Genomic DNA, 19721 nt, shown 5'->3' with positions numbered 1-19721 from the left:
GCTTCTGGCTTTTTACAGAGCGGAATTTGAAACCCGTTCAAAAACCGGTTCTGACGAGCCGAGTTCTGAACAGGTTTTCAGGGGCTCAAGTCCCTTGCTTCAGCAGTTTCCCCAAGGCAACAAAGAGAAGGAAAACACCGTGAACCCGGTAATCAAGAAGTTCCAGTTCGGTCAATCGACCGTTACCCTCGAGACTGGCCGTATCGCCCGTCAAGCCTCCGGCGCTGTGCTGGTCACCGTTGACGACGACGTAGCCGTGCTGGTCGCCGTAACCGGCGCCAAGACTGCCGACCCAAGCAAAGGCTTCTTCCCGCTCTCCGTGCACTACCAGGAAAAAACCTATGCCGCGGGCAAGATCCCCGGTGGTTTCTTCAAGCGTGAAGCGCGTCCTTCGGAAAAAGAAACCCTGACCTCGCGCCTGATCGACCGTCCGATCCGTCCGCTGTTCCCGGAAGGTTTCCAGAACGAAGTGCAGGTCATCTGCACCGTGATCTCCACCAGCAAGAAGACCGATCCGGACATCGCTGCGATGATCGGTACCTCGGCTGCCCTGGCCATCTCCGGCATCCCGTTCAACGGCCCGATCGGTGCCGCGCGCGTCGCCTTCCACCCGGAAACCGGCTACCTGCTGAACCCGACCTACGAGCAACTCAAGGCTTCCAGCCTGGACATGGTCGTGGCCGGTACCAAAGATGCCGTGCTGATGGTTGAATCCGAAGCCAAAGAGCTGACCGAAGACCAGATGCTGGGTGCCGTACTGTTCGCCCACGACGAATTCCAGGCTGTCATCCAGGCTGTATCCGAGCTGGCTGCCGAAGCGGCCAAGCCGACCTGGGATTGGAAAGCCAAGCCGGCCAATACCGTGCTGCTGGATGCTATCCGCAGCGAGTTCGGCGAAGCGATTTCTCAGGCTTACACCATCATCATCAAGCAGGACCGCTACGCGCGTCTGGGCGAACTGAAAGACCAGGTGGTCGCCAAGTTCTCCGGTGAAGAGGGTCAGCCTTCCGCTGGTGAAGTCAAAGACGCCTTCGGTGAAATCGAATACCGCACCGTGCGCGAGAACATCGTCAACGGCAAACCGCGTATCGATGGCCGTGACACCCGTACCGTGCGCGGCCTGAACATCGAAGTCGGCGTGCTGGACAAGACCCACGGTTCGGCGCTGTTCACCCGTGGTGAAACCCAGGCGCTGGTCGTGGCCACCCTCGGTACCGCGCGTGACGCGCAGCTGCTCGACACCCTCGAAGGCGAGAAGAAAGACCCCTTCATGCTGCACTACAACTTCCCGCCGTACTCGGTCGGTGAGTGTGGTCGCATGGGCGCCACTGGTCGCCGCGAAATCGGTCACGGCCGTCTGGCTCGTCGTTCGGTCCAGGCCATGCTGCCGGCCGCCGACGTGTTCCCGTACACCATCCGCGTAGTTTCGGAAATCACCGAGTCCAACGGTTCGTCCTCGATGGCTTCCGTTTGTGGTGCTTCCCTGGCCCTGATGGACGCGGGTGTGCCGATGAAGGCGCCGGTTGCCGGTATCGCCATGGGCCTGGTCAAGGAAGGCGAGAAGTTCGCCGTTCTGACCGACATCCTCGGTGACGAAGACCACCTGGGCGACATGGACTTCAAGGTTGCCGGTACCGCCAACGGCGTCACCGCGCTGCAGATGGACATCAAGATCCAGGGCATCACCGAAGAGATCATGGAAATCGCCCTGGGCCAGGCCCTGGAAGCGCGCCTGAATATCCTCGGCCAGATGAACCAAGTCATTGCCCAGTCCCGTAGCGAGCTGTCGGCCAACGCCCCGACCATGATCGCGATGAAGATCGATCAGGATAAAATCCGCGACGTCATCGGCAAGGGTGGCGCGACCATCCGTGGTATCTGCGAAGAGACCAAGGCCTCGATCGACATCGAAGACGACGGCTCGATCAAGATCTTCGGCGAAACCAAGGAAGCTGCCGAGGCCGCGCGTCAGCGCGTTCTGGGTATCACCGCGGAAGCCGAGATTGGCAAGATCTACGTCGGCAAGGTCGAGCGCATCGTCGACTTCGGCGCCTTCGTCAACATCCTGCCGGGCAAGGACGGTCTGGTGCACATCTCCATGCTGAGCGACGCTCGCGTGGAGAAGGTCACTGACGTTCTGAAGGAAGGTCAGGAAGTCGAAGTGCTGGTACTGGACGTCGACAACCGCGGTCGCATCAAGCTGTCCATCAAGGACGTCGCTGCTGCCAAGGCTTCGGGTGTCTGATAGCTGACGCTGCTACGCAAGGAGGGCCCTTCGGGGCCCTTTTTTTTGCCTGCAGAAAAGTTGAGAGACCGATCAGCCGTACTGAATGAGGAGCAGCGGTAGCCAATCATCCATTCATTGCAATCTGCACGGCCCGGTTTTGCTGGAACAGGCATTTTGCAAGCAGGCGGGTTTTCTGTTTTTTATTAAGTATTTGATAAATAAGGTTTTATTTGTTTGTTCGGGCTTGGCACAGGCCTTGCGATATCTACTACGAGACTGCAGTCAGGACAGCACTGCAGATTTTCCTAAGAAAAAACAGGAGTTACCGCCATGAAACAGTCCTTCAACAAGTGGACCCTTGCCGTTGTTACTGCTACCGCTTTTGGCCTGCCGCTGAGCAATGCAGCATTTGCCGACGATCGTACCGCCTCGACCGACCTGCACGCGCAGTCGATCCAGCTGGCCGCTAACGACACTGTCGACAAAGCGGAAGAGGCGGTTTCCGACACCTGGATCACCAGCAAGGTGAAATCCAGCTTCCTGGCCGACGACAGCATCAGCGGCCTGGACATCAAGGTTGAAACCAACAAAGGCGTGGTATCGCTGTCCGGCGTAGTGCCGACCGATGCCGAGCGCGATCTGGCTGTTGAGAAAGCCAAGGCGATCAAGGGCGTGCATGACGTGTCCGCTGATGGCCTGAAATCCAGCGAATAAGTTTTCTTTGCCTACGGCTGCCAGTTAGCTGGCAGTCACCACTTCAAGAGGAGAATGTCATGAACTCTGACGTGATCAAGGGGAAGTGGAAGCAACTCAGCGGCCGCATCAAGGAGCGCTGGGGTGATCTGACCAATGACGACCTGGACGTTGTCGAAGGCCATAGCGAGTACCTGGAGGGCAAACTCCAGGAGCGCTATGGCTGGACCAAGGAAAAGGCGCAACAGGAAGTGCGCGACTTCAGCAGCAAGCTGTAAGCCACCCGCGCAGGGATGCGCACGCAAGGACCGCGAAGAGAAAAGCCCCGCTGCTGACGCAACGGGGCTTTTTTCTTGTGTGACGAAACGGCGCCGGTGTTACTGCCCGCGCTTGCTCTCGATCTTCACCAGGCGATTGCCTTCTAGGCGCAGGTAGTAGTACATGCCGCCGCGCGGGCCGTAGATCCACTCTTCCACCTGCACCTCGTTGCGGAAGCCGTACTGGTCGATCACCTCGCGGTAACCGAGCATGTCGCGGCTGACGGGTTCACCGCAGGTATTGAAGATCTCGCCAGCGGTGTCGTCGAGGCTGACCAGGCCGCTGTTGCAGCGCAGCGTCGAGGCGGCCTGGGCAGTGCCGGTGACCAGCAGGGCGAGGGTGCAGAAAAGGAGTTTGTGCATCTGGGCACCAGATTCGGAGTGGGTGTGCGGCCTACGGCCTGAGCCATCAGCGGTCGCGGCGGGATTCGATACGTACCAGGCGGTTCGCTTCAAAGGTGAGGATGCTCAGCTTGCCGTTGGTAGGACCGTAGACCCATTCCTCGATCTTGAATTCCCGGCGGTCATAGCCGGTGAGTGTATAGCCGACCAGATCGCGGTAAGCCGGCGGCCCGCATTTCTTCTCGACCTCGAAGGCGCGGTCGCCTTCGTTGATCAGCTGGGTGCCACAGCGCAGCGTATCGGCCAACGCCAGGTCACTGGCAAGGGCCAGCAGGGATAGACAGACAGTGGATAGACGCATGGCTTACTCGCTTCCCAGGTGCAGGGCGGTGGCCACCTGGCCGCCGGGTTGGGCTTCAGTGACATTGACGTCGAGCAGGTAGATGCGCTGATCCTCCAGGCCTCCCTTGTCGACCAGGTAATCCTTGATCACCGCCGCGCGCGCCTGGCTCAACTGGCGCAGCAGCAACTGGCTCTGTCCCCAGGATTGCAGTACAGCGTCGCGCAGCTTCGCCGTGCGCTCCTCGTCCGTCAGCTCGGCCCACTCGGCTGGAGGCTGCTGTTTCAGGCGCGTCCGGTAGATGCCTTCGAGCAGCACACCCTTATCGTCTTCGTCGATCACCAGTTCGCTCGGATCGGCCGGCACCTTGTCGCCACGGCGCTGCAGCATCTTGTACCAGGTGGTTTGGTACTCGCGCTCCAGGCGTTGATTGGCCAGAAGTGGGCCATCGCTGCCCTGGGCGCTCATGCCTTCGACTTCCAGGCGCAGCACGGGACGCTCCTTGAGCGCCGCGGCGAGGGTATCCAGGGACTTCTGTGCATTGCCATCCAGCTCGCTGCTGCCGGCGGCGAACTGCACCTGGCTGAGGTCGCTGTCGCTGCCGCCAACCAGGCCGGCAATGAACTTGAAGGGCGCCTGGGCGGCGCGCAGCACGAGGTTGCGCAGGGTCTGCCAGACGATTGGCATGACGCTGAACTCGGGGCTGTTGAGATCGCCCTTGACCGGCAACTCGAGGGAAATCTTGCCCTCGGTGTCCTTGAGCAGGGCGATGGCCAGGCGAATCGGCAGGTCCACCGCATCCTTGCTGTCGACCTTCTCGCCCAGCTGCAGGTTCTCCAGCAGCAGCTTGTTGTCGGCGTTCAGCTGGCCCTGCTCGATGCGGTAGTGCAGGTCGAGGTTCAGGCGGCCCTTGCGGATGCGGTAGCCGGCGAATTTGCCGGAGTAAGGGGTGAGGGTCGTCAGCTCGACATTCTTGAAACTGGTGGCGATATCCAGGCTGTTCATCGGGTCGAACGGCGTCAGCTTGCCCTTGATGCTGACCGGCGCGTACTTGTCGACCTTGCCCTTGATGTCCACGCTGGCGGTTTTCGGGCTCTGGTTATCCAGGGTGCCGATCTGCCCGTTGAGCTGCTGGATCGCCGTGGCGAAGTTGGGTGTCAGGCTGAAGTCGGCGAAGTTGGCCGAGCCATCCTTGAAGCTGATGCCGCCGACGCGTACGGCCAGCGGTTTGCTCGCCGGTGCGGCCTTGGCGGCCGGGTCGGCGGGCTGCGGGATCAGCAGGTCGTTGACGTTGGTGGTCAGGTCTTCGTTGATGATGAAGCGCACATAGGGCTTGTCCAGAGTCACCTGGTCGATGCTCAGGCGCTCGCCGTGCTGGTAGTCGAGCTTGTCGACTACCAGGCGTTGCCACTTGAGGAAGTCGCGCTCCTTGAGCGTGTCGAGGGTATGCAGCTGGGTGACTTCGGCACGGCCGGTGATGCCCAGGGTCAACGGCTCGACGTTCTTCAAGGCGACGGCGAGGTCGCTGTCGAGCAGGCCGCTGCGCAGCTCCAGGCGCATGAAGGGGCTGATGTAGGCCTGCGCCACACGCAGGTCGATGTCCTGAGTGCTGACCTGTAGCGCCGCGCTGACCGGGCTCAGCTGGACCTTGCCGCTGGCCTTGAGGCGGCCGCTTTTGTTCACGCCGCTGTCGAGGGTGAGGGTGAAGGGCGAGGTGCCGAGGCTGTCGAAATCCTGCAGGTCGAGGTTCAGCGGGCCGAGGTCGATGGCCACGTCCTGCTCCGGCTGGCGATCGGCGAGGTGAATCTGGTAGTCGCGTAGCTGTACGTCGCGCAGGATCACCTGCCAGGGCTTGGCCGGCTGTTCGGGGCTGGCCTGCGGCAGGGGCGCGGCGGACGGGTTGGCTGGTGCGGCGGCATCGATCTGCGCGGCATCGGCCTGGATCGCTTGCGTGGCTTCGGCGTTCGCCTCAGCCTGGCTCGGAGTCGGAGTCGGAGTCGGAGTCGGAGTCGGAGTCGGAGTCGGAGTCGGAGTCGGAGTTGCCTCCGTGGCCGCAGGTGCCGTTGCTGCGGCTACCGTGCTTGGCTTGGCCGGCTGGCTGGCGAGCAGCTTCTGCCAGTCGAGCTGGCCATCGGCTTCGCGGGCCGCCCAGGTTTCCAGTTTCTGGCTGCGGATCTTGCCGACGATCACCTGCTGCTTGACCAGGTCCAGGCTGGTTTCGCTGACGTCCAGGCGCTCCAGGCGTACCAGTGGCTTGTCGTCAGGGCTCTTGATGGCGAACGGCGCGATGCTGATGGCCGCGTTGCTCAGCAGCAGTTCGGTACCTTCGGCGAGGTTGAGGCTGTAGTCGGCGCTGAGGCTGACCACGCCCTCTTCCAGAACCAGCGGCACGGCGTCACGCACGTAGGGCCAGAAGCCCTTCATCTGTCCCTCGGTAACCTTCAATTGGCCCTTGGAGCTGATCGGCGAGAGGCTGACCTGGCCCTGCCAGTCGATGCGCCCGCCACGCGGGCCGTTGGCGACCAGGGTCATGTCGGCGTTGTCGTCAGGCAGGGTGCTGAGGTTCTTCAGCTCGAGGTTCATTGAGTCGTAGACGAACTCGACCGGCTCGCTGGGGCGCTGGTCCTCGAAGTGCAGGCCACTCTCGATCAGTTGCACGCGGCCGATGCGCAGGGGGAAGGGTTTGCTCGGCTCGCTGTCGACCGGTTCGGCCGCATCGCTGGGCGGCAGCTTGAACAGCTGGGTCAGGTTGAGGGTGCCGTCCTTGCCGAACAGCACTTCGGTGTGCGCGCTTTCCAGTTCGACGTCGGCCAGGTGCAGCGCGCCGCTCCACAGACTGTCCAGCTGCAGGTTGGCGTACAGCCGGGAAAAAGCGATCTGTTTGGCTTCGGGCTCACCGATGTGCAGGCCCCAGAGGGTCAGCTCGAGGCTGAACGGATTGAGTTCGGCGCGTTGCAGGTGAGCCGGCACGGTGGCGTAGTGGGCCAGTTGCTGGTTGGCCACGCGCAGGGCGATGCCGGGGAGAATCAGGAAGCCGAGCAGGCTGTAAACCGCCAGGGTGATCAGCAGGGCGCTCGTGGCGCGTTTCAATCCTTTGGGCATGGTACGGCGTCATCTTCCAGGCTGCGATGCGCTGGAGTATGGCATGGCAAATGGCGGTGTGGGCCATCACCACGCCGCCAGCAGCGCCTCAGAACTGCAGGATCAGGGTCTTCAGCGGCGGCTGCCCGTCGAGCGAGGGGAAGTCGGCAGCCGGTGGCAGCGACTGGCAATCGCGTACCGGGCGACCGAGCTTTTCCGCGCAGCGCAGCACCTGTTCGCGCCAGTCGGCAAAGGCGACTTTCGCCAGGTTGTTGCAGCAGATCAGTACGCCGTTTTCCGCGGTGGCGAGGATCGCCGGCTTGAGCAGGCTCTGGTAGTCGCGCAGCAGGTCGACGGTGCCGAACGCACTCTTCGCCCAGGCTGGTGGGTCGAGCAGTACCAGGTCGAAGGCGCGCTGAGCCAGGCGCGGGTAGGGCGGCAGCTTGTGCCCGCGACGGCTGCTGATCGGCAGGCCGGCGAGCTGGCGGATCGCCGGGAAATAGTCGGACTGGACGAATTGCATGGTCGGCAGTTGCGGGTTGAGTGCGCCGTTCTCGCGGCCGACCGCCAGGTTGCCCTCGGCGAAGTCTAGGTTGACCACCTCGCTGGCGCCACCAGCCGCGGCACACAGGCCGACGCCGCAGGTGTAGGCGAACAGGTTGAGCACCGACTTGCCGGCGCTGTGCGCCTTGACCCAGCCACGGGCGTTGCGCAGGTCGAGGAACAGCAGCGGGTCCTGGCCGGGGTGGCGGCCGCGCACGCGGTAGTTGAGGCCCCACTCATGGCCGACCTGGTCTTCCAGCGCGGCCGGCTCGGCCTGGTAGACCGGGTCGCGCCGGTCGACCCGCGAGTTGCCCTGGGAGCGGTCGTTGTAGACCAGCTGCAGTGGTTGGCCCAGGTGGCGTTGCACATCATCGTGCAGCGCCAGCAGGGACTCGCGTTCGAGCGTCTGGTGGAAACTCTGCACCAGCAGTTGCGGGCCGTAGCGGTCGGCGGTCAGCCCGGGCGCGCCTTCCTGGCTGCCGTGGAACAGCCGGTAGCAGTCGGTGTGCTGGCTGTGCAGCTCGTCGAGGAGTGGCTGGCGCTGATCGAGCGCGGCGCGCAGCGCCTGGGTGAGAGAAGGCATGCGCGAGGTCTCGGAGAAGGGGCGCGCAGTTTACCAGCCCTGCGCCGGCGGATCAGCCGAGGATCGGCAAGCCCATGCGCCGTCGCGCCCGGTGCACGGCGGCGCTGCATACCGCCCAGCGCAGCAGCGGGGCGACACGCTGCACGCCAGCGGCGATCAGGCGGCTGCGGCGCGCGCTGACCGGCTCGCCAAGCAGCGCCTGGGCCCAGCCCGGCAGCAGGTCGAAACCGGCCTGCTGCATCAAGTGGCCCATCGGCACGGCGAGGGCGCTGGGGGCCGGCGCGCTACGCAGGATGCGCAGGATTTCCCGCGAGCGTTCGTCGCACAGCAGCTGCGGCCGTATGGCCTGCAGGTAGGCCTCGACCTGCGCCCGCGAGCGTGGCACCGCGCGGGCGCCCAGGCGTTCGGCGATCAACGCCACCTCGGCGTAGTAACGGTCCTGGTCGGCCTCGCTCAACTGCGGGTTGCGGTAGCGTAGGTGGGCGGCGAGGAAGCTGGAGACTTCGGCCACGTGCACCCAGGTCAGCAGGTCCGGGTCGCTGGCGGCGTAGGGGCGGCCGTCGGGCGCGGTGCCGGTGACGCCGAGGTGGATGCGTTTGACCTTGTCGATCAACCACTCGGCGTCGCGGCGGCTGCCATAGGTGGTGCCGGAGATGAACTGGCCGGTGCGGCGCAGGCGGCCGATCAGGTCTTCACGAAAGTTGGAGTGGTCCCACACGCCGGCCAGCGCCAGCGGATGCAGGGCCTGCAGGAGCAGGGCGGAGATGCCGCCGATCATCATGCTGGTGAAGTCGCCATGCACGCGCCAGCACACCGAGTCGGGGCCGAACAGGCCGGGGTCGCCGGCGGGCTGTTCGAAGTCGATCTGGCCCAGGGCCAGGCCGGTGAGGCTGAGGACCTGGGTTTCGATGCGGCGGCGGAGGAATTCCATGGGCGTGCTCAAACAGAAGGACGCCTGGGATTCTACGCCGACGAAAGAGCGTCGGCCTGTTGCGGGGGCGTTATGCGCAGCGGAATATTTCGCGGATGCCACGGTGCGCAAGGCGCCCCTGCGAGGGGCTCTGCGAGAGTCGGGCGGTAGAAGGGTGGAGCGTCTGCCACCCTACGGCTGATCCGTAGGGTGTAGGGTTCTTCATCAGTTACTGGTTGAGGCGCTCCGCCACCAGGCTGTCGACCACGCTCGGGTCGGCCAGGGTCGAAGTATCGCCCATGCTGTCCAACTCGTTGCAGGCGATCTTGCGCAGGATGCGCCGCATGATCTTGCCCGAGCGGGTCTTCGGCAGGCCCGGTGCCCATTGCAGGAAGTCCGGCTTGGCGAAGCTGCCGATTTCCTTGGTGACCAGTGCCAGCAGCTCTTTCTTCAGCGCTTCGTCCGGCTCGACGCCCTGCATGGTGGTGACGAAGGCGTACACGCACTGGCCTTTGAGGTCATGCGGGCAACCGACCACGGCGGCCTCGGCCACGGCGTCGTGCAGCACTAGGGCGCTTTCCACCTCGGCAGTGCCGATGCGATGGCCGGAGACGTTGATCACGTCGTCGACGCGACCGGTGATCCAGTAGTAGCCGTCCTCGTCGCGGCGCGCGCCGTCGCCGCTGAAGTAGTAGCCGGGGTAGGGCTTGAAGTAGGTGTCGACCATGCGCTGGTGGTCGCCGTAGACGCTGCGGATCTGGCTCGGCCAACTGGCCTTGATCGCCAGCACACCGGCGCCGGCACCGTCGATTTCCTTGCCCTGGTCGTCCAGCAGCACCGGTTGCACGCCGAAGAACGGTCGGGTCGCTGAACCGGGCTTGAGATCGGTGGCACCGGGGAGCGGGGTGATCAGGATCGAGCCGGTCTCGGTCTGCCACCAGGTGTCGACGATCGGGCAGCGTTGCTCGCCGACCACGTGGTAGTACCACTCCCAGGCTTCCGGGTTGATCGGCTCGCCCACCGAACCGAGCAGGCGCAGGCTGCTGCGGTCGGTGCTGCGCACCGGGCCTTCGCCTTCGCGCATCAGCGCGCGCAGGGCGGTGGGCGCGGTGTAGAAGATGTTGACCTGGTGCTTGTCGATCACCTGCCAGAAGCGCGAAGCGTCCGGGTAGTTCGGTACGCCCTCGAACATCAGCGTGGTGGCGCCGTTGGCCAGCGGGCCGTAGACGATGTAGCTGTGCCCGGTGACCCAGCCGACGTCGGCGGTGCACCAGTAGATGTCGCCCTCGTGGTAGTCGAACACGTACTTGTGGGTCATCGCCGCGCCCAGCAGGTAGCCGCCGGTAGTGTGCAGCACGCCCTTGGGTTTGCCGGTGCTGCCGGAGGTGTAGAGGATGAACAACGGGTCCTCGGCGTCCATCGGTTCGGCCGGGCAGTCGCTGGAGGCCTGCTGCAGTGCCTGGTGATACCAGATGTCGCGGCCCTCGACCCAGTCGACATCGCCCTGGGTACGTTCGACCACTACCACGGTGGACACGTCCGGGCAGCTCTGCAGCGCCTTGTCGACGTTGGCCTTGAGCGCGATGTACTTGCCGCCGCGCACGCCTTCGTCGGCGGTGATCACGGTGCGGCAGTCGGAGTCGAGGATGCGGTCACGCAGCGAGTCCGGCGAGAAGCCGCCGAACACCACCGAGTGGATGGCGCCGATGCGTGTGCAGGCGAGCATGGCGTAGGCGGCCTCGGGGATCATCGGCATGTAGATGCACACCCGGTCGCCCTTCTTCACGCCGCGGTCCTTGAGCACGTTGGCCAGGCGGCAGACGTGGCTGTGCAGCTTGTTGTAGGTGATGTTGGCCGACTCGGCCGGGTTGTCGCCTTCCCAGATGATGGCGATCTGTTCGCCGCGGTTTTCCAGGTGACGGTCGATGCAGTTGTGCGCCACGTTGAGGGTGCCGCCCTTGAACCACTCGGCCTGGCCGGTGCGGATATCGCTGTGCTGCACCTGCTGCCAGGGCGTGAACCAGTCGAGGAAGCTCGTTGCCTGCTCGCCCCAGAAGGCGTCGGGCTGTTCGATGGACTGACGGTAGAGCCGTTGGTAGTCCGCGTCGTTCAGGTGGGCGCGCTGGCGCACGGCGGCGGCGACGGGGTGAACGCTGATCTCGAACATGGCGGGGGTCCTTATTGTTGTCTTCCGCGGTTGACGGCCTGCCGGGCGGGCTTTGGGAGGCGGACCGGGCCCGGCAGGAGTCCGGTGCTGCTGGGTGGGAACAGGTGTGAAGCGCTGATCGAGCGCACGCAAGGTGCGCTTCTACGCCTGTTGCCGATCTGTCTGAGCGTAGCCCGACGGCTTTTTCATGCTGTGCCCAGAGTGAACCAAGCAGTTGCTTGGTTCAAGTATCGACCTGTTTGCGCGTGATGGGTTCGCCAGAATGCACAAGCCCGGCGCTGGGCCGGGCTTGTGGGGGTCAACCGCGGTGACGGCCGCGGAAGAAGTCGATCAGTCCCTGGGTCGAGGCATCCTCGGCCGGTGGCGCCTCCCAGCCGGTCAGGCGCTGGTAGACGCCCTTGCCGAGGTCCTTGCCCAGCTCCACGCCCCACTGGTCGAAGGCGTTGATGCCCCAGATCACGCTCTGCACGAACACCTTGTGCTCATACATCGCCACCAGCGCGCCGAGGCGGCGCGGGCTGACGCGTTCGAGCACCAGGGTGTTGCTCGGCCGGTTGCCCGGAATCACCTTGTGCGGCGCCAGGCGCTGCACGTCAGCCTCGCTCATGCCTTTGACGCGCAGTTCGGCCTCGGCCTCGGCGCGGCTCTTGCCGAGCATCAGCGCCTGGCTCTGCGACAGGCAGTTGGCGTACAGCCACTGATGGTGGTCGGCCACCGGGTTGTAGCTGACCACCGGGACGATGAAGTCGGCCGGGATCAGCTGGGTGCCCTGGTGCAGCAGCTGGTGGTAGGCGTGCTGGCCGTTGCAGCCGACGCCGCCCCAGATCACCGGGCCGGTATCGGTGCTCACTGGGCTGCCGTCCTGGCGCACGCTCTTGCCGTTGGACTCCATGTCCAGCTGCTGCAGGTGCTTGGTGATGTTGCGCAGGTAGTGGTCGTACGGCAGGATCGCGTGGCTCTGCGCGCCCCAGAAATTGCCGTACCACACGCCGAGCAACGCCAGCAGCACCGGCATGTTCCTGTCGAACGGCGTGGTGCGGAAATGCGTGTCCATGCTGTAGGCGCCGGACAGCAGTTCCTTGAAGTTGGACATGCCGATGGCCAGGGCGATCGGCAGGCCGATGGCCGACCACAGCGAGTAGCGCCCGCCGACCCAGTCCCACATCGGGAAGATGTTCTTCTCGCGGATGCCGAACTCGATGGCCGCCTGGTTGTTGCTGGTGACGGCGATGAAGTGGCGGTAGAGCTTTTCCTCGGTACCGCCACGGGCCAGGTACCAGGTACGCGCGGCCTGGGCATTCTTCAGGGTTTCCAGAGTGCCGAAGGACTTGCTGGAGACGATGAACAGGGTGGTTTCGGCATTCAGGTTGATCGACAGTTCGTGGAATTCGCTGCCGTCGATGTTGGCCAGGTAGTGGCAGCGCACGCCGTTCTGGGTGAACGGCAGCAGCGCCTCGGAGACCAGCTGCGGGCCGAGGAACGAGCCGCCGATGCCGATGTTGACCACGTCGGTGATGGTCTTCTCGCTGTAACCGCGCCACAGATTGCTGTGGATGCGGCCGACGATGTCGGTCATCTGATTCAGCACCCGGTGCACATCGAGCATGACGTTGACGCCGTCGACCTTCACGCAGTCGCCGATCGGTCGGCGCAGCGCGGTGTGCAGGGCCGGGCGGCCTTCGGAGGCATTGACGTGGTCGCCGTCGAACAGGGAAAGAATCGCCTGCTCCAGGCCGGCCTCCTTGGCCAGGCGTACCAGCAGGTCACGGGTCTGGGCGTTGATCAGGTTCTTCGAGTAGTCGAGGAACAGGCCGCTGGTGCTCAGCGAGAAATCGGTGAAGCGCCCGGCGTCGGCGGCGAAGGCATCGCGCATGCTGAAACTGCGCATTTCCTCGCGGTGGTCGAGCAGATCCTGCCAGGCCGGCAGGGCGGTTATATCGAGCGGGTTCTGGTAGTACGCCATGGCTGCAATTTCCTTTTGTCGACCTTGAGATAGAGAGGCTCGACGCCGTGATCGGGCATGAAAAAGCCCGGTAGGTTCCGGGCTTGGAGTGTAGCGGTGCAGCGGCGGTTCAGGCCACTTGCACGGGGATCGCGTTGCTGGTGTGGCTCAGCTCGCCGTCGGCCCCCATGTAGAGCACGCGCGGCTGGAAACTGGCCAGCTCGGCCTCGCTGTAGTGCGCGTAGGCGCAGATGATCACGCGGTGACCGACACCGGCCTTGTGCGCGGCGGCGCCGTTGACCGAGATGATCTTCGAGCCTTCCTCGCCACGGATGGCGTAGGTGGTGAAGCGCTCGCCGTTGTCGATGTTGTAGATCTGGATCTGCTCGTATTCGCGGATGCCGGACAAGTCCAGCCACTCGCCATCGATGGCGCACGAGCCTTCGTAATCGAGCACCGCGTGGGTGACGATGGCGCGGTGCAGTTTGGCCTTGAGCATGATGGCGTGCATATCGGATTCCTCGTCGGTACGTCAGGCGGCGGCAGAGTTTGCCCGAACCCCGAAAGGGGTTCAAGGCCAGGGCTGACGCCGCTTCTGGTGCAGGTGTTAGAGGTCGACGCTGAGGTTGTCGATCAATCGCGTGGTGCCGATGAAGGCGGCCCCGAGAATGATCAGCTGGCTGTCGCCGGCCGCAGCCTGATGCAGGCTGCCAGCTTCACGGATCTCCAGGTAGTCCGGGCGAAAACCGGCGCTCTCCAGGGCGCGCTTGCCGTCGGCCTCGATGGCCGCGAAGTCGCGCTCGCCCGCGCGCAGGCGCTCGGCCAGCTGGTTCAGCGTGCGGTACAGGGCCGGGGCCTGGGCGCGCTGCTCAGGTGTCAGGTAACCGTTGCGCGAAGACAGCGCCAGGCCATCCTCGCCGCGCACGGTCGGCTCGCCGATGATCTGCGTGGGGATGTTGAGGTCGCGAACCAGCGCGCGGATCACCGCCAGTTGCTGGAAGTCCTTCTCGCCGAACACGGCCAGGTCGGGCTGGACCATGTTGAACAGCTTGGTCACCACCGTGGCCACGCCGTCGAAGTGGCCAGGACGGCTACCGCCGCACAGGCCCAGCGATACGCCCGGCACGCTGACGCGGCTCTGCTCGACCATGCCCTGCGGGTACATCTCGTCGACGTCCGGGGTGAACAGCAGGTGGCAGCCGGCGGCGACCAGTTTCTCCTGGTCGGCGGCGAGGGTGCGCGGGTAGGTGGCGAGGTCTTCGTTGGGGCCGAACTGCAGCGGGTTGACGAAGATGCTGGCGACCACGAAGTCGGCGCGCTGGCCGGCCTTTTCCACCAGGGCCACGTGGCCGCTGTGCAGGTTGCCCATGGTCGGCACAAAGCCGATGCGTTTGCCTTCGGCGCGCGCACGGGCCACGGCGGCGCGCAGTTCGCGTACGGTCTTGACGGTGTTCATGCGGAAAATCCGTGCTCGGCAGCCGGGAAGCTGACGTCCTTCACGGCACGCACGTAGGCGCTCAGGGCGGCCGGGATGCTGGTCTGGCCGTCCATGAAGTTCTTCACGAACTTCGGTACGCGCCCGCTCAGGGACAGGCCGAGCATGTCATGCAGGACCAGCACCTGGCCGTCGGTGGCGCTGCCGGCGCCGATGCCGATCACCGGCACCTTGACCGACTGGCTGATTTCGGCGGCCAGCTCGCTGGGCACGCACTCGAGCAGGATCATCGCCACGCCGGCCTGTTCCAGGGCCATGGCATCGGCACGCAGCTGGCGCGCCTGGGCATCGCCGCGGCCCTGCACCTTGTAGCCGCCGAAGACGTTGACCGCCTGCGGAGTCAGGCCCAGGTGCGCGCACACCGGAACGCCGCGCTCGGCGAGCTGGCGAATCGGCTCGGCCAGCCAGGCCGCGCCTTCGAGTTTGATCATGTGGGCGCCGGCCTGCATCAGCGCCGCGCTGCTGGCGAAGGTCTGCTCCAGGGTGGCATAGGCCATGAACGGCAGATCACTGAGGATCAGTGCGCCCTGATTGCCGCGTTTCACTGAGGCCGTGTGGTAGGCCATGTCGGCGAGGCTTACCGGCAACGTGCTGTCATGGCCTTGCAGGACCATGCCCAGGGAGTCGCCCACCAGCAGCACTTCCACACCCGCCTGGCTGGCTGCCTGGGCGAAGGTGGCGTCGTAGGCGGTCAGCATGACGATTTTCTCGCCTTTCTGCTTCAGCCCCAGCAGGGTGCTTACGGTTGTATCAGGCATGAAAACATCCTCATCAGCGGGCGGCGTGAGCGCCACTGCCAGCCCGGTCTTTTTGCGGTTTTTGCACCGCCGCAGGGCAACGGGACGCCTATAGTCCCGATGGGGGTGCATGAAGTCAATCGTGGGTGTTACCGACGTGTTACGGCGTTACCGCTGGCTGCCGGGCTCGTCCAGGCGCTCCAGGCCGACATAGGGGCAGGCGTCCAGCAGTGCCGGCAAGGTGCGCCCATCGGGCAGGTGCAGGTCGCCGGCGATCTCCGCCAGGGGATAGAGCACGAAGGCGCGGGCATGCAGGTGATAGTGCGGCACGGTCAGGCGTTCCTCGTTCAGCAGGCGCTCGCCGAACAGCAGGATATCCAGGTCCAGGGTGCGCGGCCCCCAGCGTTCGTCCTTGCGCACACGGCCCTGTTCCAGCTCGATGGCCTGCAGGGCATCGAGCAGTTGCAGTGGCGTGAGGCGGGTGTCCAGGGCGGCGACCGCGTTGACGTAGCGGGGCTGGTCGGGCGGCCCCAGCGGGTCGCTGCTATAGAACGACGAGGTGTTCGCCAACTGGCTGTGTGGCAGGGCGGCGATGGCGGTCAGGGCCGCGCGCAGTTGCTGCAGCGGCTCGGCCAGGTTGCTGCCCAGCCCGATGTAGACGCGTTCCATCTTATTCGCTGGCAGGGCCATCGGCGCGTGGGCCTTTGCGCCGGCGACCGCCGCGCCGGCGTTTGCTGCGCGCCGGGCCCTCACCGTTTTCCTCGGCCTTGCTGCTGAGGTCGCGGATCATGCTGCGGCGCTCGCTATCACTGGCGTCCTGGTAGTCGGTCCACCAGTCGCCCAGGCCGTCAGTTTTCTCGCCAGCATCTTCGCGCAGCAGGAGGAAGTCGTAGCCAGCGCGGAAGCGCGGGTTTTCCAGCAACAGGTCGGCACGTTTGCCGCTGCGCCGTGGCAGACGTTCCTGCATGTCCCAGATCTCGCGGATCGGCAGGGTGAAACGTTTCGGTACGGCGATGCGCTGGCACTGCTCGACGATCAGGTCGTGCGCGGCTTCTTGCATGGCCGGGATCGGCGGCATGCCGCGGGCCTGCAATTGCAGGGCGCGCGCCGGCAGTGCGGGCCAGAGCAGGGCGGCGAAGAGGAACGCAGGGGTGACCGGCTTGCCCTGGGCGATGCGGTCGTCGGTGTTGGCCAGGGCCTGGCGGATCAGCGTGCCGGTGTACTCCGGGTCGCGCTTGAGCGCTGCGGCGCTGGCGGGGAACAGCGGGGCGAACAGGTCGTACTCGACCAGCAGCTCGAAGGTGCGCTCGGCGTAACCGGCGAGGAACAGCTTCAGGCACTCGTCGAACAGACGCGCGGACGGAATGTCGCGCAGCTTCGAGGCCAGCTGGCGGATCGGTGCGGCACTGTGCTTCTCGATATCGAAGTCGAGCTTGGCGGCGAAGCGTATCGCTCGCAGCATGCGCACCGGGTCTTCCAGGTAGCGCTGCTCGGGGTCGCCGATCAGGCGGATCAGGCGGTTGCGGATGTCGTGCACGCCGTGGGCGTAATCGAGGATGCGCTCGCCGCTGACGTCGAAGTACAGCGCGTTGATGGTGAAGTCGCGGCGCTGGGCGTCGTCTTCCAGGCTGCCGTAGACGTTGTCGCGCAGGATGCGTCCGCTCTCGTTGCGCGAGGAAATGTGGCTGTCTTCCTCGTCCTCACCCTGCGGGTGGTTGGCGCGGAAGGTGGCGACCTCAATGATCTCGCGGCCGAAATGCACGTGGGCCAGCTTGAAGCGGCGGCCGATTACACGGGCGTTGCGGAATTCGGCACGGACCTGCTCTGGGGTAGCGCTGGTGGCGACGTCGAAATCCTTGGGATGGATGCCCAGCAGCAGATCGCGTACGCAGCCACCGACCAGGTAGGCCTGGTAGCCGGCGTTCTGCAGGCGCTCGACCACGTTCACCGCGTTGCGGCTGAACTGGCCGCGCTGCAGCGGATGCTGGCGGCTGCCGAAAATTTCGGGCGTGGTACGGGGATGGGCGTTTCGCTTCAGCGGAGAGCGGAAAGACTTGAACAGCTTCTTCAGCATTGGGGGGCACTGTTTAATGGAGAAAACGGCCGTATCAGTTCGTCGTGGAGCGCCAGTACAGGGACGGGCAAGATTGCCGACGGGCTGAAAAATGCATTTAGCCGCACGAATGGCGCGGATTCTAGCACTGGGGAGGGGGATGGTGAATTAAATGGCAGGCTGGGGATATCGGTGCAGGGGGTAAAGCTACTGGGGGAGCCGAGGCTCCCCCCCAAGTAGGTGCGTGCTTTGTTTTTATTATTATGGCGGGCCTGTTGTTTTTGTTGGCTGGCCCGTTGTTGGTAGCCCAAATGGGGTACCAGGAGCAAACGGATTACTTTGGATGCTGACGTTGCCAAGATCATTCCATGATCCAACCAGTTCCGGCGCTGCCTCAAGGCAGTTTTATTGTTCTCAGCCTGGCTGTGGGGCGAACCCCGAAGGCAAATCCTCTCCAAAATGATCAGTTAGCTGCGCCTCCGCCTTGTTGTTTTTATTGTGCTGGAGTCGGTATGTCTTATTTTTATTGTGGTGTTTCTAGCTTGTTATTGTTGTTGTGCCAGAAATAAAGCAGAAGCCGTGCCAGTTTTTGAAATTCCTTATTTATCAATAGTTTGGTTTTTTGTGGCCCTTCGTGAGCTCACAAAAAAGCCGGGTTCTCGTTACCGATGAACCCGGCTTTGTTACGCCATGTTTGGCGGGGTAACAGCTTGTGGGGGCGTTACCACGAGTGTTTCCCCCGCTTGGACGCGGCTCACGGGCCGGTTACCGCCCCAGTCTTGCGCCGGGGGATGCCCAGGCGCTGGCGACGTTCCCACAGGCACTTGCGGCTGATGCCCAGCTTGCGTGCCAGCTCGGTCTCGGTCATGTGGTCCTGGTGTTCGAGGACGAAGTGCTGGAAGTAGTCTTCCAGCGACAGATCCTCGGTCGGCTCGTGGCTGTTGCTGGCGCCGTTGCCGTTGGAGAGGGCGGCGAAGTCACCGTCTTCCAGGTCGTCCAGTTCGATGTCGATGCCCAGCAGCTCGGCGGAAATCTCCGGGCTCTCGCAAAGGATCACCGAGCGCTCGATGGCGTTCTCCAGCTCGCGCACGTTACCCGGCCAGGAATAGTGGCGGATCGCCTGTTCGGCGTCGGCGGCGAAGCGTAGGTCCTCGCGGCCCATGCGCGCGCACTGGCGGGCAAGGAAGGCATGGGCGATCTCGTTGACGTCGGCCCCGCGCTCACGCAGCGGCGGCAGCTTGAGGGCGATGACGTGCAGGCGGTAATAGAGGTCTTCGCGGAACTGGCCGATCTTCGACAGGGTTTTAAGGTCGCGGTGGGTCGCGGCGATCAGGCGCACGTCGACCTTCTGCGATTGCACCGAGCCGACCCGGCGAATCTCGCCTTCCTGCAGCACACGCAGCAGCCGGGCCTGGGCTTCCAGGGGCAGCTCGCCGATTTCGTCGAGGAACAGGGTGCCGCCATCGGCCGCTTCGACCAGACCGGCGCGGCCGGCGCTGGCCCCGGTGAAGGCGCCTTTCTCGTGGCCGAACAGTTCGGATTCGATCAGGGTTTCCGGAATGGCCGCGCAGTTGACCGAAATCAGCGGCGCCTTGGCGCGCTTGGACAGGTTGTGCAGGGCGCGGGCGACCAGCTCCTTGCCGGTGCCGGACTCGCCCTGGATCAGTACGTTGGAATCGGTCGGGGCGACCTTGCGGATCTTGCTGTACATGTCCTGCATGGCGGCGCAGGAACCGATGATGCCGATGTCGCCGTCGGCATTGCTGGCCGCGGCCTTGCCGGAACTCTTGCTGGTGGTTTCCGGGGCGCGGCTGCGCGCCTCCTGGTGGTCGCGCAGGATCCGCGCCACCGCCTGCAGCATCTCGTCGTGGTCGAACGGCTTGGCGATGTAGTCGACCGCGCCCATCTTCATCGAGTCGACCGCCGAACGCAGGCTGGCGTAGCTGGTCATGATCAGCACCGGGGTGCCTTCGGCCAGCTTGATCAGCTCGGTACCGGGCGCGCCGGGCAGGCGCAGATCGCTGACGATCAGGTCGAAGCCGGCGATGCTGTAGCGCTCCTGGGCTTCCTGCACCGAGCCGGCTTCGCTGACCTGATACTGGTTGCGCTCCAGCAGGCGGCGCAGGGCCGAGCGGATGATGGTTTCGTCTTCGACGATGAGGATATGGGGCATTGATGCTCTCTCGACGGTCTCGAATCGGTGCGGGGGTTGCGGCAGAGCCGGGCGGTGTGGCTAGGGGAGTGCGCGTCTACATCCTGTAAACCGCGCGTCTTCGGCCCCTTCGGCCGTA

General features: G+C 64.5%; 16 protein-coding genes. 3 read left to right on the top strand and 13 right to left on the bottom strand.

Annotated elements, in window-relative coordinates; translation table 11 throughout:
- Positions 1-139 precede the first annotated feature (139 nt).
- The 3 genes from pnp to IB229_RS05660 all read left to right on the top strand — a co-directional run bounded on the left by pnp (position 140) and on the right by IB229_RS05660 (position 3198).
- A complete protein-coding gene (gene pnp, locus IB229_RS05670; RefSeq protein ID WP_192325804.1) occupies positions 140-2245 on the top strand; it encodes a polyribonucleotide nucleotidyltransferase in 2106 nt (701 codons plus the stop codon).
- Between the two features lie 312 nt (positions 2246-2557).
- Positions 2558-2941 carry a BON domain-containing protein gene (locus IB229_RS05665; RefSeq protein ID WP_192325802.1) on the top strand — a complete coding sequence of 128 codons (384 nt, stop codon included), beginning with the start codon at positions 2558-2560 and terminating at the stop codon, positions 2939-2941.
- A 59-nt stretch (positions 2942-3000) separates the two neighbouring features.
- Complete coding sequence (locus IB229_RS05660) at positions 3001-3198, top strand: CsbD family protein (protein ID WP_192325800.1); 198 nt, start codon at positions 3001-3003, stop codon at positions 3196-3198.
- 99 nt (positions 3199-3297) lie between these two features.
- On the opposite strand, the gene IB229_RS05655 is transcribed toward IB229_RS05660, so the two are convergent.
- From IB229_RS05655 to IB229_RS05595, 13 genes are all read right to left on the bottom strand, one after another.
- On the bottom strand, positions 3298-3600 hold the full coding sequence (locus IB229_RS05655; protein ID WP_192325798.1) for a DUF2845 domain-containing protein: 303 nt from the start codon (positions 3598-3600) through the stop codon (positions 3298-3300).
- Between the two features lie 46 nt (positions 3601-3646).
- Positions 3647-3940, bottom strand: coding sequence for a DUF2845 domain-containing protein (locus IB229_RS05650; protein WP_192325796.1), 294 nt, complete (start codon positions 3938-3940; stop codon positions 3647-3649).
- A 3-nt stretch (positions 3941-3943) separates the two neighbouring features.
- The gene (locus tag IB229_RS05645) at positions 3944-7021 is read right to left on the bottom strand and encodes a DUF748 domain-containing protein (protein WP_192325794.1); all 3078 of its coding nucleotides are present in this window, start codon (positions 7019-7021) and stop codon (positions 3944-3946) included.
- An 88-nt stretch (positions 7022-7109) separates the two neighbouring features.
- Positions 7110-8126 (bottom strand): class I SAM-dependent rRNA methyltransferase, encoded by a 1017-nt coding sequence (locus tag IB229_RS05640; protein ID WP_192325792.1) that lies wholly within the window; start codon positions 8124-8126, stop codon positions 7110-7112.
- Positions 8127-8178: 52 nt separating this feature from the next.
- On the bottom strand, positions 8179-9057 hold the full coding sequence (locus IB229_RS05635; protein WP_192325790.1) for an oxygenase MpaB family protein: 879 nt from the start codon (positions 9055-9057) through the stop codon (positions 8179-8181).
- Positions 9058-9265: 208 nt separating this feature from the next.
- Entirely contained in the window at positions 9266-11203 is a 1938-nt protein-coding gene (acs, locus tag IB229_RS05630; protein WP_192325788.1) for an acetate--CoA ligase, read from the bottom strand.
- 298 nt (positions 11204-11501) lie between these two features.
- Positions 11502-13166 carry a glucose-6-phosphate isomerase gene (gene pgi, locus IB229_RS05625; RefSeq protein WP_192325786.1) on the bottom strand — a complete coding sequence of 555 codons (1665 nt, stop codon included), beginning with the start codon at positions 13164-13166 and terminating at the stop codon, positions 11502-11504.
- A gap of 109 nt (positions 13167-13275) precedes the next feature.
- Positions 13276-13656: an aspartate 1-decarboxylase gene (gene panD, locus IB229_RS05620; protein WP_192325784.1), complete on the bottom strand. Its 381-nt coding sequence runs from the start codon at positions 13654-13656 to the stop codon at positions 13276-13278.
- A gap of 96 nt (positions 13657-13752) precedes the next feature.
- Positions 13753-14601, bottom strand: coding sequence for a pantoate--beta-alanine ligase (panC, locus tag IB229_RS05615; RefSeq protein ID WP_192325782.1), 849 nt, complete (start codon positions 14599-14601; stop codon positions 13753-13755).
- Positions 14598-15398 (bottom strand): 3-methyl-2-oxobutanoate hydroxymethyltransferase, encoded by an 801-nt coding sequence (gene panB / locus IB229_RS05610; protein WP_192325780.1) that lies wholly within the window; start codon positions 15396-15398, stop codon positions 14598-14600. The genes panC and panB overlap by 4 nt, the downstream gene beginning before the upstream one ends.
- 147 nt (positions 15399-15545) lie before the next feature.
- Positions 15546-16046, bottom strand: coding sequence for a 2-amino-4-hydroxy-6-hydroxymethyldihydropteridine diphosphokinase (gene folK / locus IB229_RS05605; RefSeq protein ID WP_192325778.1), 501 nt, complete (start codon positions 16044-16046; stop codon positions 15546-15548).
- A gap of 1 nt (position 16047) precedes the next feature.
- Positions 16048-17451, bottom strand: a complete 1404-nt coding sequence (locus tag IB229_RS05600) for a polynucleotide adenylyltransferase PcnB (protein WP_192325776.1) — start codon at positions 17449-17451, stop codon at positions 16048-16050.
- A gap of 733 nt (positions 17452-18184) precedes the next feature.
- Positions 18185-19603, bottom strand: coding sequence for a sigma-54-dependent transcriptional regulator (locus tag IB229_RS05595; RefSeq protein WP_192325774.1), 1419 nt, complete (start codon positions 19601-19603; stop codon positions 18185-18187).
- Between the last annotated feature and the right edge of the window lie 118 nt (positions 19604-19721).

Origin of the sequence: Pseudomonas sp. PDM14, assembly GCF_014851905.1 — a bacterium.
In the GTDB taxonomy this organism is placed as follows: Bacteria; Pseudomonadota; Gammaproteobacteria; order Pseudomonadales; family Pseudomonadaceae; genus Aquipseudomonas.
The sequence above is the reverse complement of the archived record's forward strand: the minus strand, read 5'-3'. Positions and strand labels throughout refer to the sequence as shown.

Coding starts and splice junctions, on each gene's coding strand:
- folK (WP_192325778.1), bottom strand. CDS start 16,046: ATGGAACGCGTCTACATCGGGCTGGGCAGCAACCTGGCCGAGCCGCTG.
- IB229_RS05655 (WP_192325798.1), bottom strand. CDS start 3,600: ATGCACAAACTCCTTTTCTGCACCCTCGCCCTGCTGGTCACCGGCACT.
- IB229_RS05665 (WP_192325802.1), top strand. CDS start 2,558: ATGAAACAGTCCTTCAACAAGTGGACCCTTGCCGTTGTTACTGCTACC.
- IB229_RS05635 (WP_192325790.1), bottom strand. CDS start 9,057: ATGGAATTCCTCCGCCGCCGCATCGAAACCCAGGTCCTCAGCCTCACC.
- panB (WP_192325780.1), bottom strand. CDS start 15,398: ATGCCTGATACAACCGTAAGCACCCTGCTGGGGCTGAAGCAGAAAGGC.
- IB229_RS05660 (WP_192325800.1), top strand. CDS start 3,001: ATGAACTCTGACGTGATCAAGGGGAAGTGGAAGCAACTCAGCGGCCGC.
- panD (WP_192325784.1), bottom strand. CDS start 13,656: ATGCACGCCATCATGCTCAAGGCCAAACTGCACCGCGCCATCGTCACC.
- acs (WP_192325788.1), bottom strand. CDS start 11,203: ATGTTCGAGATCAGCGTTCACCCCGTCGCCGCCGCCGTGCGCCAGCGC.
- pgi (WP_192325786.1), bottom strand. CDS start 13,166: ATGGCGTACTACCAGAACCCGCTCGATATAACCGCCCTGCCGGCCTGG.
- IB229_RS05595 (WP_192325774.1), bottom strand. CDS start 19,603: ATGCCCCATATCCTCATCGTCGAAGACGAAACCATCATCCGCTCGGCC.
- IB229_RS05650 (WP_192325796.1), bottom strand. CDS start 3,940: ATGCGTCTATCCACTGTCTGTCTATCCCTGCTGGCCCTTGCCAGTGAC.
- IB229_RS05600 (WP_192325776.1), bottom strand. CDS start 17,451: ATGCTGAAGAAGCTGTTCAAGTCTTTCCGCTCTCCGCTGAAGCGAAAC.
- panC (WP_192325782.1), bottom strand. CDS start 14,601: ATGAACACCGTCAAGACCGTACGCGAACTGCGCGCCGCCGTGGCCCGT.
- IB229_RS05640 (WP_192325792.1), bottom strand. CDS start 8,126: ATGCCTTCTCTCACCCAGGCGCTGCGCGCCGCGCTCGATCAGCGCCAG.
- IB229_RS05645 (WP_192325794.1), bottom strand. CDS start 7,021: ATGCCCAAAGGATTGAAACGCGCCACGAGCGCCCTGCTGATCACCCTG.